At 35.3% G+C, this 17725-nt stretch carries 12 protein-coding genes; all 12 read right to left on the reverse strand.

Annotated elements, in window-relative coordinates:
* Positions 1-168 precede the first annotated feature (168 nt).
* Positions 169-3351, reverse strand: coding sequence for a hypothetical protein (locus T479_RS17910; protein ID WP_025220407.1), 3183 nt, complete (start codon positions 3349-3351; stop codon positions 169-171).
* Positions 3348-4769, reverse strand: a complete 1422-nt coding sequence (locus T479_RS17915; RefSeq protein ID WP_025220408.1) for a glycosyltransferase family 2 protein — start codon at positions 4767-4769, stop codon at positions 3348-3350. Before T479_RS17915 ends, T479_RS17910 begins: the two co-directional genes overlap by 4 nt.
* Positions 4766-5812: a HEAT repeat domain-containing protein gene (locus tag T479_RS17920; RefSeq protein WP_025220409.1), complete on the reverse strand. Its 1047-nt coding sequence runs from the start codon at positions 5810-5812 to the stop codon at positions 4766-4768. The genes T479_RS17915 and T479_RS17920 overlap by 4 nt, the downstream gene beginning before the upstream one ends.
* Entirely contained in the window at positions 5809-6693 is an 885-nt protein-coding gene (locus T479_RS17925) for a response regulator (protein WP_025220410.1), read from the reverse strand. Before T479_RS17925 ends, T479_RS17920 begins: the two co-directional genes overlap by 4 nt.
* Positions 6694-7006: 313 nt before the next feature.
* Positions 7007-8053, reverse strand: coding sequence for a glycosyl hydrolase family 18 protein (locus T479_RS17930; RefSeq protein ID WP_025220411.1), 1047 nt, complete (start codon positions 8051-8053; stop codon positions 7007-7009).
* 22 nt (positions 8054-8075) lie between these two features.
* Positions 8076-9827: a polysaccharide deacetylase family protein gene (locus T479_RS17935; protein WP_025220412.1), complete on the reverse strand. Its 1752-nt coding sequence runs from the start codon at positions 9825-9827 to the stop codon at positions 8076-8078.
* On the reverse strand, positions 9824-11692 hold the full coding sequence (locus T479_RS17940) for a glycosyltransferase family 2 protein (protein ID WP_051147740.1): 1869 nt from the start codon (positions 11690-11692) through the stop codon (positions 9824-9826). Before T479_RS17940 ends, T479_RS17935 begins: the two co-directional genes overlap by 4 nt.
* Positions 11693-11697: 5 nt before the next feature.
* Positions 11698-13125 (reverse strand): polysaccharide deacetylase family protein, encoded by a 1428-nt coding sequence (locus tag T479_RS17945; RefSeq protein WP_227665376.1) that lies wholly within the window; start codon positions 13123-13125, stop codon positions 11698-11700.
* A 16-nt stretch (positions 13126-13141) separates the two neighbouring features.
* Positions 13142-14467: a nucleotide sugar dehydrogenase gene (locus T479_RS17950; protein ID WP_025220413.1), complete on the reverse strand. Its 1326-nt coding sequence runs from the start codon at positions 14465-14467 to the stop codon at positions 13142-13144.
* Between the two features lie 593 nt (positions 14468-15060).
* Positions 15061-15924, reverse strand: a complete 864-nt coding sequence (locus T479_RS17955) for a MetQ/NlpA family ABC transporter substrate-binding protein (RefSeq protein ID WP_025220414.1) — start codon at positions 15922-15924, stop codon at positions 15061-15063.
* Positions 15925-15991: 67 nt separating this feature from the next.
* Positions 15992-16660 carry a methionine ABC transporter permease gene (locus T479_RS17960; RefSeq protein ID WP_024362700.1) on the reverse strand — a complete coding sequence of 223 codons (669 nt, stop codon included), beginning with the start codon at positions 16658-16660 and terminating at the stop codon, positions 15992-15994.
* Positions 16650-17678 carry a methionine ABC transporter ATP-binding protein gene (locus T479_RS17965; RefSeq protein ID WP_025220415.1) on the reverse strand — a complete coding sequence of 343 codons (1029 nt, stop codon included), beginning with the start codon at positions 17676-17678 and terminating at the stop codon, positions 16650-16652. Before T479_RS17965 ends, T479_RS17960 begins: the two co-directional genes overlap by 11 nt.
* Between the last annotated feature and the right edge of the window lie 47 nt (positions 17679-17725).

The raw sequence follows: 17725 nt of genomic DNA on the forward strand, positions 1-17725 counted from the left end.
CTTCGCTACCAACAACTAGTGAACACTTCTAATTTTTTTATTGCAAAAGCAAGAATAGCTAAGGTCTCCATACAGCAAAAAATTATGAACATCTTTCGTCTGTTTCTTAATTTTTTTAGTTATGTCCCAGCCACTTTTTCTGTTTATCCAATGCTTCAAGTGTATGCGTTAATCGTCCTTAAATACTTTTTGTAAAATATAATAAGATTGTTTTAAGCGTTCATTGTACTTCGGTTGTTGCCAAGTATCCCAACTATATGAATCCAATGCTGGCAATACATTATTCGTAGACTTCGGTAAAGATTGGACTACTTTTCCTTCTTCATCGACAAATACTACACCAACAAAAATATTATCCACTTTAACTGACGCTGTTTCACCATTTGCATATAAATCTCCCATAAACTCTCGCTGACTTGGATCTTTGGATTGTAGCAGAAGCCAAGGTATTCGTAGCTCAATCACATTATCATCTGTCCATGTGTAGTCAACGAGTGAATTATAGTTAGACGCTTCAGGATTTGCATTTCCTTGTAGCAATTTACCTGTTTCATAAAAGCTAAAGTCTGTCGTCTTTTTTTGTTCTGGTAAGTACAGTTGTTTATTTAAAACATAATAAATCGGCGCAAACTTGCCACTATTTTTAACCGCTGCTTTCATGCGTGGAGGAATCATACTTAATCGATGTCCATAGAAATAATCATAGAAATCGTAGTATTCATCAATGACAACTCGCGAATCGCTATTTTTATTTAACTCAACAATAAAGTCAACACCATTTGAAAATGTTATATTTTTAATAGTTGTTGCAGATGTATTGCCTTGCTCTGGTACTACGTCTAGTAAAATACGTGGTGATGCTGTTTTTATCTCATCACTCTTCAACTTCATATACACATACTTTTCATCGTAATCCACAGCAAAATCAGTCGAGCTAGAAGGCGAAGTTTTATATAATTGTGTACCTTCTTCCCAATCATTTAGCTTTCCATCCACTTTTACTTTATTTCGATCAAAGCTCATTAGACCGAATTGCTGTTCATTGGTTTGAGCATTGGACCAAAACGGTCGACGATTCGGGTCGTCGTAATCCATTGTATTCCACGTCCGTTTAAACCACTCATCCTGCCATGTAAATACAAGCCCACCAAGCAAGCCTTCATACATGATATCTTCATACAAATGCTGCAATGTTTCACCTTGTTTCTTTTCAGACATGTGCCCCTGATTCCAACCGTAGACATTTTCATGTGTCATTCCACGCGATGCTGGAATGCCGAATTCCGCGATAAGTACAGGCATTGTATGCGCCTTATGCAATTCATTTAAATAGCCCGCATAACTATTTTTTTGACCACGGAAATCTACATAATTTAAATAATCTTTATCGAAATTAAAGAAATCTGGGTAATAAGGATAGACATGATATGAAGCAAATTGTCCTGGTGTTTGCATTTCCCCTTTTGTAAAGATGACATTCGGGTTAACGCCTACTAAATCTTCATCTTCTGATGGTTCGGATGGATGCTCTAGTAAATCTGTTGTTACCCAGTTGGTAAAACTCATCGGTCGCATCCAATTGTATTTCTCTTTCTCATAAACTGTAATCATGTCCATCTGCTCAGCAAGCCAATGCTCAAAAGGTGTCGCATTTTTCGTTTCGAAAAATGTTCCATTATATTGCCCTAAATTAGCATGCTTTTCATTTGTTCCGACGACCATATGTGGATACCACTCAATCCCAAGCACCCAACCAATTACATATTTTGAAACATCTACATCGTATAAGCCGGATGCATGTCCCGTTACAGGCTTCACATAAATATTACCGTGAATAACATCAACCATGCGCTTCATTTCATGTTGAAAATCCTTTAACGTAGTTGCATCATAAGCATCAAGTGATTGTGATAAGCCTTCTTCATTAATCCAAACACCATGTAAAACGTATAGTGGCTTATTAGGATTTTCTTCGTTGTACTTTGCCAGCGCTCGATAGAAGCCTGGCGGGTGTAATGTATATACCCGTATCGTATTCGCATTCATAGCTGCAATTTGATTAAACCAACGATAATACTCTTCTTCAGTGATTGCTGCTTCCCCAGGAAATGCACCTGGTTTCCCCATACCAATATTGACACCTTTGAATGTTATCGGCTCCCATTTTCCATCTTGTAACACTTCAAACGTTTCACCTTGAACACGTGCATTATAGTTTAATTTGTTTGCATGATTTGTTTCTTGCACTTCTTTTTTCTCAAATGTCTCAAATACTTTGTGCATAACTGGTATGTAAATAGACCAATAAAAAGAGCTGTCAGCAAACTTCTCAGCATATTTATAAAGAGTAGGTAAACCTTTGACTTTAGATAGCGTAGGTAAACGCCCCATATCATTGAAGTCTCCTGCAAAATAATAGCTCGTTGTATAACGTTTATCCTGCGAGACAATCGCTGCAAATTGTTGTGGAATATGATTGTCATCTAATAACTTTGACCCTTCTTTCGTTAAATCCCACTTATAGTTGGCTAATGCATCTTCAGCATATTTCGGCGTAATAATATCAAACCAATACTCATATTTTGCACTGCTAGAGGTATTAAAAAATTGCTTACCCGCTTCCGTAAATTGAAGCTCAATCCCTGCCGTTTTAATATGTTTGTCCAACTCTAATACTACGAGCTTTTCTGTAATTTCATTAAATACGATAAATCCTCCGCCTTTATAGGACCAATCGTCTCCGTATTCATCTACGATCCATTGTGGTATTTCTAAATTTTTATGATAATCGAGCTCATCGAAATAACGCCCAATCCATCCTGACCATGAAATTCCCAAATAATCTTGAAGCTCTTTTCGAACAGCTTCTGTTGTTGGCGAAGCAAATGTATTGTACTCGGCTATTAACATACTTTTTTTATTACTAGCTAGTCGAGATACAATGGACTGCCATTCTTCCATCTCTAAACCACCGACAATTTTTTCTGAGCGCTGTCCTAGCCTTTTTTCTTGTCCTAAATCATCTTTATACACACCATACGTATCTGCTAAATAAATCACATCATAGTTACTGTAGTCTGTTGGGAATTTTTTTTCCGTTACACTTTTTAATTTGTCATCTGGTTGCGTACCGAAATAACTGTCCACTAAATCATAAGGCTGATTGTCCATCGTATACTTGTAATGATTTAAAAACCAATTCACGCCGAGATGTTCGCGATATGTTTCATTTGGAACTGTTTTATCTAAAATAGCTACGTTAAGCGGGGTATTATCATCCAAGTACCAAATAATAATCGGAGTAATAATGAGCATTAATGTAATGATAATTCCTATATATATTCGCTTCATACTCTTTTCTCCTTTTCAGCAATCCCGACACGCTTCATATTTCCCCATTCACTCTTTCTACGTACAAATCGAATTAATCCTTCACAACGCCATAGTAGTGTAAGTGGGCGATACCAAAAAATTTCAGTAAACGCTAAAGTAATCATACGTAACAAGTCTCTCTTTCTTGGATACGTATTCATGCTCCAAGCCTCAAATAATACGGAAGCAACGGAAAAAATAACACCATAAATAACAAAAAGCAATAATAACAAAATCGCCAATTCATAATAAATTTGCCCTAAGAAAAACGCGATAATAATATAGATATAGCCACCTAGTTCTACAACAGGTCCTAAACATTCCACAAGCCAAAAATACGGAAACGACACCATACCAATCAAACCGTATCGTGGATTTAACGTCATTTTCTTATGTTTCCAAAGACTTTCAAACATCCCTTGGTGCCAACGTCTGCGCTGATTTCGCAAAACACTTAATGTATGCGGCGCTTCTGTCCAACAGACAGGGTCTGGCACAAATTCAATTCGTTTATTTTCTTTTTTCTCTTTAATAAGTCGATGAATATTGACAACGAGCTCCATGTCTTCACCAATAATATTGGTCGAATAGCCGCCTGCTTCAACAGCCCATTTTTTTGAAAAGACACTAAATGCACCTGAAATAATCAACACAAGATTAAATTTACTTAATGCAATTCGCCCCATTAAAAAGGCTCGCAAATATTCAATTATTTGCATGATAACTAAATAATTACTAGGTAATCGCATATCATAAATCGAGCCAAGTTGCATTTTCGCTCCGTTGGCGATACGTATATTGCCCCCAGCTGCAATCACTTCGCCATCAGATAAAACAATCGGCTTCATTACACGAAGCAATGCTTTTTCATCTAAAATGGAATCCCCATCAATGGAACAAAAATACGGATATTGTGATACGTTGATACCGACATTCAATGCATCAGCCTTGCCGCCATTCACTTTATCTACCAATATACAATTCATATAAATTTCTGATTCATAAATTTGGATAACTTGCTTCGTATGAATATTTGTTTTTATAATTTTATTTACAGGTTTCATCTGAAAGTGCTTAATGACCGTTTGTAGAGTATTATCAGTGGAACCATCATTAATAATAATAATTTCTGTTTGCGGATAACGTAAATTAAGCAATGAATAGACGGTATCTACTACCCCTACTTCTTCATTATAGGCAGGAACTAGTAAGGACACAGGCTTGGAATAAAAGGCATCTATATGCGCATCATCATACTCCGAAGGGTCTAAACGATATCGCTTACGCAAATCAAGCATTGCGATAATTAACATGGTGCAATATGAAACAATAACAAACAGCATATAAAATACAATTACGCCGCCAAAAAACAACATGGAGTAATGTAAAATTTTCATCTCGTTCCCTGCTTTCTCATTATTGTTTCTTGTGCCATCTCCACTGCATAATGATCAGTAGAATATGAAATAAACTCTTTTAATTTCTCTAATCCGTCACGATCTTCAGCAATCGTCTTCGCAGCTTGAGACCGAACCCACCAATTTTCATCTTGAAGAAGCTGTTCTAAATAGGGATAAGAATAGGACAAGGGGACATATTTAAATATCTTCCCTACCATTAAGCGTACTTCCCATAAATGTGACGTTACGAAAGGAATATACGGATTGATATTTTCAATTACACCAATTTCAAACAGGCCCTTTAGCGCGCGTATTTTAATTTCATCATTTTCATTCGTTAATAATTGCTCTAATTTCTCAATATATTGCATATTTTTTTGGGCCGCAGCCGTATCGATTACAGCAAATTGAATGCTCATTGACCAGCTCGTAAACTCATCAAAAAATCGCATAAATATATCTTCCTCTAATAAAACGAATAATCTTCTATATTCACTTTCAGAGTAATTTGCATTGGGGGCCTTTATTTTTTGAATAAATAATTCTGGCTGAAATAAAGAATATATTTTAAGCAATTGAAAAAACTCTTCCTTAGAGTATTTCGTTGTCTCTAATTTTTTACAAGCATCGAGCAATTCATCGAGCTGCAAATCGGCGATACGATATAATGCGTTCATGCGAATGCTCCAACGTTTATTCATTAAATCATTTTCATAAAATGTCTTTAAATACTGATTGGAAAAATTCTTCATTTTCCATCTCATATCATCATTCGTAATGTTCTTTAAATAGGATGAAAAAATCATTTCGATTGCCTGAACTTGCGGCTTGCCACGTGGTATAAGCACCACTGAAAAAATTTCATTATTAAAAAGATATTCATACCAAAGCTGTGAGTAGTCTTTTAAATAGATATCTCTCGATTTTTTAAAACGCACTTCACTTTGACGTTGATAAAATATATACATCATAAAGCCGCACAGAACGATGAACAGTATAGCTATTACGGATAAAAGAAAATCAAGCGATAAGTCTATCATTGCCAATACCTCGCAAAAGTTCGTTTAATTTTTGCTTCTAATAAACGTAAGTTAAACGGTTTAACTATAAATTCATCTACGCCACCTTCATATGCATTGAGTGCGGCGATCTCTGAGTTACGTTCAGACATCATGTAAATGAGGAATCGCTTTTCGTTCGGCATTGTTCGTAAGCTGTGTAAAATTTCTAAGCCATTATTGCGCGGTAAAATATCATTCATAATAATTAAATGCAAATGCCCGGATTGATAAGTATTAGATTGTAAAAAACTATAACCATCTTCATATGCTGTGACATCAAAAGTAAAATTAGCGATATCCATGGAATTTAAAGTCGTTTCTAACACTTTTCTAAAAATAGCATTTTGTTCAATAATACTCACTTTTACAAGTTCAATGGATTGTAAACGATAATCCTCTATCTGTTCAATCCACCATTGCTGTTGATTGCTATCAGCCAGTAATGCTTTATTTTTTTCTACTAGTATTTCAAAGTTAATCTGATTATTACGTATTTCTGTTATAGAAGCTTTTAAGGCAACGCGACTTTCTAGCGTTGTATCTTTCTTTAGTAAATAAAAGATTCTTTTTAAAAATGCATTCGCTTCAACATCGCTACTTTGTAAAAAAATAATGCCCCAATGCTCTCCATCTGCCAATTGGAAGAGTAAATCCGTCTTCCGAATATTTTCCGTTAAAAAATCAGTAATTTGAGCATTTACATTGCTTTGATTTACTTCTGAAGAGCTACTGTGTACACACTTTAAAAAAATTGTGGTAATCGTCATATGTGAACGAATAGCACTTTCAAGCATAATTTCAAAATATTTTTTAACATCTTGTTCTAGCATTATATCTTTTGCGAAAATTACTTCATTCATTATTCCTACCTCCTTGTAGCTCTCCTCGAAATAATTCAAAGCCTTACTTGTTTAGTGCCCGATAGGAACAAAAATAAACCTTGTACTAACCGTACATAATTATTGATAAACAAGGTAAACCCCACCAAATAAACTTTTATAGGAAAGCGAGTCAGACAAGCCCCCTCCATATGGCACATGCCATATGGAAGATGCTCGATGCTCGCCCACAAAAAGTTAAATGGTGGGGCTTGTCATATTTAATCATTATATAGCTTTTCGCTATTTCAAACTACAGTAAAAAATACGTTTAATTGACTTATCTATCCTTCCTTCATTTGATAGATTGCTTGTCAATCCACTTTAATGTATCTGAACTTAAACCGCCAGCGCGCCATAATACTACCTCATGGTAGCTTTTTTGTTGGACATAGCTAATCCATTTTTCAAGTGTCTCTTGATCCGCATACCATACCTCATGACGTACATTATTGTCATCAGAATAAGTGAAGTAGGCAGCTCCGCTTGCTTGATCTCGTTGTTTCTTTACTTTCGTTTTGGCGAGAAGTTGCTCTGCCTCAATTTCCGTTAAAGCAACTGCTTTCCCTTGTGCAGCCCATTTAAATCCACCCGTTGCAAAAGCAATGGCTAAGTTTTGATTCGACTTTTGTATTTTTTTTAGTAAGTCATCTAAAAATGAGAATGTTGCTTTTGCTCCAGGTCCACTATGATAACCATGGACATTGTACGCCATAACAGTATACTTTGGGCCATCGGGCAATTTCATATCGAATGGAAAACGCGGTTCTAATACAACATTTAGTGTGATATTTTTTTTGGATAACTGTTGATAAAGCTCTTCTAAAAAAAGTATATATTTCGGAAGATCCTCTTTCGCTACCTTTTCATAATCAATTTCTATTCCCTTGACCTGATATTGCTCAACAATTTGCAATATATTATCGATATGCTTTTGCCTCGTTGAAGTATCTTGGAGCAGGCGATGTAATAACTTACTATCCTTCTGAACTGATGGGGCGTTATCTGTAACATAGTCATTGATTAACGTAAGCATCACAAAATGTGTGGCATGAAATTGTTGCTGTGTTTGTTGCAACATCTCTACCGCATTATCTGTTAATAATAATTGATCTTTACTGTTGAAATAAGCGCCAAATACACGGATATCCTGTAAACCCTGCTGTGAATTTTTCACGTCTTCTATTGCTGATTTTTTTTGCCATTCGGGCAACCAAATAGATAATTGCAACTTATTTTTATTTTTTAGCTCTTCCTTTGCTTCAACCGGAACTTCTTTGCTATTACTACATGCTGTGATAATTAGTAGTGCCATACAGATAAACCAAATAAATTTTCTCACGTGAATCTAACTTCCCCTCGGTTTAGAAGGTTTCAATAAAGAAGTCTACAACGTTATTAAACAATGTCGTTGTTTTATACTTTACTTTATCAAAATTCGTATATTGATTTGAAAAGAGTGTCGTCTTGTTTCCATCTGTTATTAATAGATCATCGATCAATGTATCGTAAATATCATCTGCATACTGTTCATGTGTCGTATCTTTTTTACTATACATTGCTCCGATTCCTAATTGAGTCCCATTAATAACTGGATTTACCTTTATTGTCTTCGATAATACATCGTCGACATTTATCTCTATTTTATCTTTATTCACAGCGATATTAAATACTCTTTTTTGTGTTAAATTTCGTGGATATTCATCTTCATCAATTCTCGAACCTTTTTGTGTATCTTGATAGTTATAGACAGTTGCTTTATTAAATGCGTATTGTTCTTCATCCCACTTAATATCATTTAACTGCAAGCGTTCCTTTTCAACAACACTTGCTCCAGGCAATTTTTCTGATACAACGATCTCATTGTCTATTAATGCAATGCGAATATAGCTATTGGTTTTTTCATCATAGTTCAAATATAGAGATTGCTGCCCTACTACATTTCCTTTAAAAGCAAAATTGACATTATATTGATTAGGCAAGGCATCCTTTAAAATAATGCGCCCTTCACTGGATGGTGCAGACGTTATAATGATTTCATTATTTTTAAATTCTGCGGCTCCATTAATAATGGACCATTTTTTTGCTTGTTGCGCATCCCCTACTTCAAATGCTACATTTTGTTTACTCGCTTGGCGGATTTTCATCATCACATGGTTTGTTGACCAATATGGCGATACTTGTAATCGACTTAAGTTATAGAGATCTGCATCTTTGTTATTATAGGCACCTAGCTCTAAATTGAAATGCATACAAAATGTATTTTTAATTTCGGTATCGTTGATACTCTCTACTAAAGGGTCCATATTATTGTAAAGTGCATTGGCATGCATAATGGCATACGCCTTTGGCACTTCATCTAACTTTTCTTCATAAATATCGTGCATTAATTTATAATCCTTTTTAATTCGCGTCTCCATTTCTTTCCGCGTTTCACTCGGAATCATAAACTGATTGCGAATAAAGTCCATTAAATAGTGATTATAATATTCGATTGTCGTTTTATTTGGCACATCATTCTCGTCAATCATGCCTAATGACTGTCCTTGATCATTATAAATATTAATATACGTCAGACGGTATCCATTGGAACCTAATTCCCAAAACCCACTTTTTTGCATCAGTAATAAATCTTTAGGTTTTAAAAATTTATTGTCTCTCGTATCCATCTTATTGGCATACGTAAACATGGTTGCTTTATAATTCAACTCTTCCATAATGTTTTGAGCGAAAATACTTGAGTCTGTGCGTCCATCTTCAAATGATAAAAACAACGCTTTCTCTGGTAGAGGTTTTTTCTTTTCATAAAAATCTAATATATCTTGCTGGGTAATCGTTTTGTAACCTTGCCCTTCAAGTAACTCCAACTGTTTTTCCAAGTTCTTTCTGGACACGTATTTTGGAGAATCATTTCTACTTACGCCAAAGTAGGATAATGCAATAAAACCATCTTTATTAATTAGAGGAACAGTTTCCTCTTCTTTTTTTTCTGTTAAGAACACGACACGTATTAATATCACCGCTAAAAATACAACGATAACGAATTGAGCAATAGAACGAAGTAATTTTCTGCGATTTTTTTTAGCTGGATTTAATACAACATTTTTTTCACTCATTCCTTCTCACCCATTTTTCTTATTTTCAGCATTGAAAATCGGGATTTCCGAATCTTTTGTTTTTCCAATTTCTTTTCCCTTGCCAATACATCTTGAGGTGTTTCTCTTGTACCCCAAGTTGATTTCCAAAATGTCACCCACGCCACAGGCATTTGCCAAAGTAAAATAAATTCGTAGAAAAGGACAAATATAAAGCCAAACATCCACAACTTACTTCGTCTAAAGAATAGGTGGGCCAAGCTCATCAGCATTGCCATTAACAATAGACCCATTAAAAATGTTGTTGGAAATATCCCATGCATAATAGGCACATAGATTAAATTATAAACTACGACAATTGGTGCTGCGATTGGTACAATTAAACCAATGATAAAGAACAAAAACATAAAAGGTTCTTTTTTCCACATAAATAAAAAGGCTCTTAACGACTCTCGTAACCATGATCGTTTCCAGCGCATTTGTTGCGACAAAAAGACTTTTGTATCTGAAGGTACAATTGTAGAACATACTGCATTGTCTTGATAGCCTGTGCGATGCGTCTTTAAAATATAGTTTGTCATACTACGATCATCACCAAATGTTGCCGGTTGCCCTAAAAACTTTTGATTTAACCATGCTGTTTCATTTTTTAATATAAGCTCTTTACGATAGCATGCAAGTGGCCCCGATAAGCATGTTACGGTGTCAAACCAAGACTCAGCCGCTTTCATTATACGAAAGGCTATATAATATCGAACCGTTTGTAGTTTTGTTAGAGCATTCGTAAACTTGTTTTCTACTTCTGTTCTCCCTGCTACACCGCCCATTTTAGGATCTTGGAAAGGTTGTACTAAATTTCGAATGGCGTGAGGCTCTAAGAAGCTATCTGAATCGACGAAAACGACTAAATCATGTTTGGCCAAATGCACTCCCGCTATTAACGCTTCACGCTTCCCCCCATTTTGAGGTAGCTTATGAAATTTCAAACGTCCCTCTGTTCTAAAACGCCCACCTTCCCTATGAATCAGCTCAATCATGTTATTGGCGGCTTCCTCTGTTCTATCTGTAGAGTAATCATCTACGACAATAACTTCTAATTTATCCACAGGGTAATATTGATTTATACAACTTAAAATGGTTCTATGAATCCATTGTTCTTCATTAAATACTGGAATAATAATAGAAACACCGGGTTCATATTGAGGATTGATTGGCACATTCTTATAGAAAATACCAAACAAATATCTACTTAGAAGAAATGTTGCTGCGATTATACTATATAAATATAAGAACTTATTAAACTTAAAATAGATGACACTTTCAGCACGCATTAATACAACGATAAGTGAAACAATAAATAAAAATAAACTCGCTACAAAAATTGAAAGTCCCCAACGTTTTTTCGTTAAATACTCATTTAAAGGATTTAAAAATTCAAACGCATAGTAGTATCTCGTTTTTCCATCTATCTCTTTTGTAAATTGACGGACTACTTTAGCTTTTAACTTTACTTTTGATTCATAACCCTCAGGCATCGCTCCATCAGGTATTGTGAACTGCATCGTAACAATTTCATCAGCTAATAATCTATTTGCACTATCCGTATAAACAAGGATACCTGTCACCGAAATATCTTCAGCATAATATTGATAAGGATTTTTTTGTCTAGCTCTTTTAATGTTCACTTCAAATGCAGTTTCATAACGCAAACTTAATAACTGTAAACGATAAATTTCATTTACATTTGTAGGGTCAATATCCCCTTCTGTTTGGTACGAAGCCCCTCGACGATTAACGAGGCTCCGCACATTTTCAGGGTCAGGAATATTGGATAAGATACGTCGATCAGAGCGCGGCATTGTTAAAATCTCTTTTTTCGTTTTCATGATTATCAATTCACTTTCTTATTTGAATCTTCTTCAATCCAAGTCGACATTTTTGCAAAACTATAGCCTTGCTTTTGAAGTTGTTCAATAATTAATGGCAGTGCTTCGACTGTTTTTGTACCGTCTAAAATATGCATCACCACTACCTTTCCTGGAGCTGCCCTAGTCATAACCCGATCATAAATATCTTGTGCCGTATAATCTAAGTTCCAATCAAATGATGCAATATCGTACATGGCAATTGTTTGAACGCCAGTAGCGGCAATAATTTTAGCAGACTCCTCATTAATAACACCTTGATTTGGTCTAAAATACAATAACGGTGATTCTTGTAAGGCATACGTGAGTGCTTGGTGTGCCTTCAATACATCTTCTTGTAACTCCTCTGGTGTCATCGTTGTTACATCGACATGATTATAAGAATGACTCGCTACTTCGTGTCCTCGATCTACAATTAATCGTGCTAATTGAGGGTTTTTTTCAACACCCTTCCCGATTAAGAAAAATGTACATTGAATATTGTACTTATCCAAAACATCTAAAATTTCCTTCGTTCGTTCCTCACTTGCCCAGTCATCAAAGGATAAAGCAATTTCTTTTTTTGTTGTATTTTTCCGATAATAGACATGCGGTTGGACATTTTCATATGCTGGATTTATTTTTATCGCATCGTAGCCTTTAATTTCCTCTAATGATTTAACCAAATATTCGTTTTCAAATACGTCCGTTAACGTAGAAAATGTAAAGCCTTTTTCTTTGCCAAACTGTGCAAGTAACGGGACAACATCAATGACGGCCGGATTAATATACGTATTTAAATGGATGACTGAACCACTATCTACATACTTTCGAATATACGTCATCATTTCCTCTGCACTTTGCATATTACGATCTTTCGGATTAACAGATGCCTCTACAACAGCTTTCATATTAAGAGCATTTGTAGCATAACGCATATTGTCTGTTGCGTCCCCTGAACGACTTCTCACATACTTCGGTGTATAACCTAATTGCTCTTCAAAAATTTGATTTGTTAAATATATTTCTTTATAAGTCTCTTCATAATCTATATCTGCCATATCAGGGAACGTTAATGTACCGTTTTCTACTTCATGGCCTTTGCTCAATATGTTCTTAACCAATTCAGGTTCTTGTGCTAGACGCATACCTTCAATAAAAAACGTTGCCTTGATGTTCGTTTGATCTAATACCTTTAAAAGCTTTTGCATTGTCTCATTATCTGCAAGTCCATTAAAAGTCAAAGCCACTTTTGGGGTAAGAATATTGGCATGATGTAAAATATCGCTCATCGTTCCATCATGCTCTTTTATTTCAATCGACGAATCTACTGGTGCAACTTGACTTTGTGTTTCGGATTGACATCCTGCTATGAACAAAGCGACTAGTAAACTACATAATTTTAGTCTTTTCATTTCCACACAGTTCTCCTTACAATTTATGATAATTTTTATTGGCAAATAAAAAATGGGTATTCCGTGTATCAAAAATTAGTGCAGCATATTGATCGAGCAGTCCATAATCAATTTCTGCATGATTCGTTAAAATTAATACAGCTTCTGCTTCTTCGATTAATTGTTTTGATAATGCAACAGTATTAAGTGTGTATTGGTTGACTGAAAAAGTTTCGATAAATGGGTCCACAACCATAACATCATATTGCTTCTCCAATAATTCTTGGATGACGTGAAGTGCAGGAGATTCACGGAAATCATTAATATTTGGCTTATACGTGACACCAATAACAACAATCTTTCCAGCTCGTAGCTCTTTCTTCTGGTCAATAAGATAATTTTCCAGTCTTTCAACCACAAAACTCGGCATGGAATCATTAATTTTATCTGCCGCCTCAATTAATGAAGCCGTAATACCATGTTGCTGTCCTGCCCATAATAAATATTTAGGGTCAACAGGGATACAATGCCCCCCTACCCCTGGACCAGGTGTAAACGGCATAAATCCATATGGTTTTGTCGAAGCAGCTTCGATTACTTCCCAAATATCTACATTCATTTTGTAGCATATTTTGCTCAGCTCATTAACAAGTGCGATATTGATTTGGCGAAAGGTATTTTCCAGTAACTTCTCCATCTCTGCAACCCTTGGGTTAGAAACAGGAAAAACATTTGTATTGATGATCGTTTCATAAAATAGTTTTGCTATTTCTAAACATGCTTCTGTCACACCACCGACTACTTTCGGTGTATTTGAAACGGTAAAATTAATATTTCCAGGATCAACACGTTCAGGGGAATAAGTTAAAAAGATATCCTGCCCAATCACATAATTACTTTTTTCTAAAATTGGTTGAACGATTTCTTCAGTCGTTCCAGGGTACGTCGTACTTTCAAGAATCACTAGTGTATTGGCAGAAATATATTGTGCGATTGATTTGGACGCATCTTCAATGTAAGAAATATTCGGTGTACCATCTGCTGATGTTGGAGTTGGTACACAAATAATCATGACATCTACACTTGCAAGCTTTGAAAAATCCGCAGTCGTTTCCAACATCTCTTCTTTTAAGACCTCTTGGATAACAGCATCCGATAAATCAGCAATATAACTTTCTCCATTCGTTAGCTTAGCTATTTTTTCGTTATTTTTATCAATACCAATTACTTGAAACCCTTTTTTGACCATTTCTATAGCGAGTGGTAATCCTACATAGCCAAGTCCGATTACACCAATTTTTGCCTGTTTCGTTTTGATTTTTTTCGATAAAGCTAACTTTGGTGAGTCAATTTTAATCCCCATAAACAAATTACCCCTTTACCTAATTTTAAACATTAAATACAAATAAATCCTTTTTTGTGCAAAAGGAATTTATTTTCTTGTCACCACAAAATAAGTACACATTTCCAACATACCTATAGTACTAATTTCAACTAAACAAATTCTAAACAATTTTTAATTGAATGTATATATAACTATTTTAAATAAGTTGATTTCACCAAAAACCTTCATATAATCCTTTAGTATTATATCATTTTTGGTAAATTAATACATGCACTATTTTTCTAAATATAATTAACTAGATGCAAAGATGGCATTATTTCAAAAAAAGAAAAAATATCGTCACACTCCGATTGCTTAAAATAAAATGGCCTTTTCCTAATTGTTCACTTTTTCACGCACCTCTTTTTAACTGTATTAATAAAAGTCACATTGTAACACTGAACAATGTTAATAATTCACATTTAATATAATAAATACTTTCTTACTATTGTTATTTACACAAATATGTTCGTAAAAGACGGATTGGACATTGCCTTGAACGACGGATATTTTCCTTACATAAAAAAAGAGTATGTAAGTTTTCACTTACATACTCTTTTTAAAAGTTCATATTATTTAACTGGTACTACTGCGCCTTTCCATTCATCCAGAATGAAGTCTTGGATTTCTTTAGAAGTTAATACTTCTAATAATTTTTTAATTTCTGGTTTATTTTCATCTCCAGCACGTACTGCAATAATATTGACATATGGAGATTCTTTATCTTCTAAAGCAATCGCATCTTTGATTGGGTTTAAGCCATTATCGATTGCGTAGTTTGAGTTGATAAGGACTGCGTCGCCTTCTTCGTTTTCAAACATTTGAACAAGTAGTTCTGGTGCAGTATTCGCATCAAATTTAAAGTCTTTCGGATTATCTACAATATCTTTAATTTCAGCTGCAGTTTTATCGATACCATCTTTTAATTTAATTAAGCCTTTTGCCTCTAATAATGACAGCATACGACCATGGTCTGAAACAGAATTAGATAATAAGATTGTTGCACCTTTAGGAAGGTCTTCAAGAGATTTATATTTTTTAGAGTAAATACCGATTGGCTCGATGTGTACACCGCCAGCATTTACAAAATCATAGCCATTATCTTTGATTTGTAAATTTAAATAAGGGATATGTTGGAAATAGTTTGCATCAATTGTTCCAGAATCTAAATCTTGGTTTGGTAATACATAATCTTGGTATGTTTCGATTTCTAAGTCAATGCCTTCTTTAGCTAAAATCGGTTTTGCTTTTTCTAAAATAACTGCGTGAGGTGTGTTAGAAGCACCTATTTTTAATGTTACTTTTTCTTCAGTTTTTGCACTGTCGTCTGCCTTATCTCCAGTTGTTGAACCTGCTTCATCTTTGTTACCAGCACCACAAGCTGCTAAAGCTAGTACAAGTACTGATAAAAATAATCCTGCTAATAACTTCTTCATTTGTCTACACTCCCTTTATTTTGTTCAAACCATAATATGTTAGCGGTAAATAACCGGTATAACCTTTTTAACGTTTGTCTGTTTTCGAAGTAATCATATCGCCAATCCATTGGATAATAAATACGACTACTAAGATCAAAATAGTTGCCATTAATGTCACATCTTGGCGATTACGTTGGAAGCCATCTAAAAAGGCTAAGTTTCCTAGACCGCCAGCACCAATAATACCAGCCATCGCCGTATAGCCAACAAGGGCAACAGCCGTTACCGTAATCCCAGAAATAAGTGCTGGTAATGATTCTGGAATTAGTACTTTCCATATAATCGTGGACGTTTTAGCACCCATTGAGCGCGCTGCTTCTATAACGCCCTTATCAATTTCTCGTAGTGCAATTAATACCATTCGTGCATAGAATGGTGCTGCACCGATAATAAGTGCTGGTAAAGCTGCATCTGCTCCGCGGATTGTTCCAAGTAAAAACTTTGTAAACGGTATTAGTAAAATAATTAACACGATAAATGGTATCGAACGGAATATATTGACGATTGACCCCGTTAAAAAGTTTACGATTTTATTTGCCCATAATTGGTTCGGGCTCGTTAAAAAGAGGATAATACCAATGGCTAAACCAAGTATGAACGTGATGACCGTTGAGATAGTGGTCATATAAAGTGTTTCATATGTGGCAGACCACATTTTTTCCCAGTCGACATTCGGAAAGAGATTAGTTAGCATCTGCAATCACCTCCGTTTGTACTTCAACTGTATTCAAATAATTTAATGCAGCTGCTACATTTGTCTCTGAGCCATCAATTTGCACAACAAGTGTGCCATATGCCCCGTTTTTAGTTTGTGAGATATTACCATGAACAATACTAATTTCTACATCAAACTGCTTCACTAAATGCGATATTACAGGCTGCTCTGTTTTTTCTCCTACAAAGACAAGCTTGACCAATTGCCCTGTAGGATAATTCGCTCTAAGCTGTGCAACAGTCTCCTGCGTTTCCTTCGTATCAGTAATTTGTGAGACGAATTTTTTTGTAATTGCCGCTTGAGGTGCTTGGAACACTTGCAATACTTCACCGCGCTCTACAATTTCTCCAGCTTCCATCACCGCCACACGATGACAAATTTTGCGAATAACATGCATTTCATGCGTAATTAACACAATGGTTAAGCCTAATCGTTCATTAATATCAACTAGTAAATCGAGAATTGCATCTGTAGTTTCTGGATCAAGTGCAGATGTAGCTTCGTCACATAACAAAACTTCTGGATTATTGGCAAGGGCTCGCGCTATACCAACTCGTTGCTTTTGACCACCTGATAGCTGTGAAGGATACGCTTTATCGCGACCTTCTAAGCCAACGAGTGCAATTAGTTCTTTCACGTGTGCTTCTCGCTCACGCTTAGAAACGCCTGCTATTTCTAGTGGAAAAGCAATGTTTTCTGCCACTGTTCGGGACCAAAGTAAGTTAAAATGTTGGAAAATCATGCTTACCTTTTGTCTAGCATCACGGAGCTTTTGCCCCTTAATAGATGAAAATTCTTGATTATTGACCTTCACTGTACCTGTAGTAGGTTTTTCTAAACCGTTTAATAAACGAATCATCGTACTTTTACCAGCACCACTGTAGCCGATAATGCCAAAAATTTCACCTTTGTTAATGGAAAGATTTACATCTTTGACAGCAGTCAATTCGCCATTTGCGGTTTTGTATTTCTTCGTAATATTTTGAAGCTGTATCATAGCGAATACTCCTTTTCTCATATAGAAAACCCCTTCTCTCAAGACAA

It is taken from the genome of Lysinibacillus sphaericus (assembly GCF_000600105.1).
GTDB classification, from domain to species: Bacteria; Bacillota; Bacilli; order Bacillales_A; family Planococcaceae; genus Lysinibacillus; species Lysinibacillus sphaericus.

Bases quoted from the DNA above. Each gene is read 5' to 3' on its own strand.
- T479_RS17910 (WP_025220407.1), bottom strand. From the start codon at position 3,351: ATGAAGCGAATATATATAGGAATTATCATTACATTAATGCTCATTATT.
- T479_RS17915 (WP_025220408.1), bottom strand. From the start codon at position 4,769: ATGAAAATTTTACATTACTCCATGTTGTTTTTTGGCGGCGTAATTGTA.
- T479_RS17920 (WP_025220409.1), bottom strand. From the start codon at position 5,812: ATGATAGACTTATCGCTTGATTTTCTTTTATCCGTAATAGCTATACTG.
- T479_RS17925 (WP_025220410.1), bottom strand. From the start codon at position 6,693: ATGAATGAAGTAATTTTCGCAAAAGATATAATGCTAGAACAAGATGTT.
- T479_RS17935 (WP_025220412.1), bottom strand. From the start codon at position 9,827: ATGAGTGAAAAAAATGTTGTATTAAATCCAGCTAAAAAAAATCGCAGA.
- T479_RS17940 (WP_051147740.1), bottom strand. From the start codon at position 11,692: ATGAAAACGAAAAAAGAGATTTTAACAATGCCGCGCTCTGATCGACGT.
- T479_RS17945 (WP_227665376.1), bottom strand. From the start codon at position 13,125: ATGAAAAGACTAAAATTATGTAGTTTACTAGTCGCTTTGTTCATAGCA.
- T479_RS17950 (WP_025220413.1), bottom strand. From the start codon at position 14,467: ATGGGGATTAAAATTGACTCACCAAAGTTAGCTTTATCGAAAAAAATC.
- T479_RS17955 (WP_025220414.1), bottom strand. From the start codon at position 15,924: ATGAAGAAGTTATTAGCAGGATTATTTTTATCAGTACTTGTACTAGCT.
- T479_RS17960 (WP_024362700.1), bottom strand. From the start codon at position 16,660: ATGCTAACTAATCTCTTTCCGAATGTCGACTGGGAAAAAATGTGGTCT.
- T479_RS17965 (WP_025220415.1), bottom strand. From the start codon at position 17,678: ATGATACAGCTTCAAAATATTACGAAGAAATACAAAACCGCAAATGGC.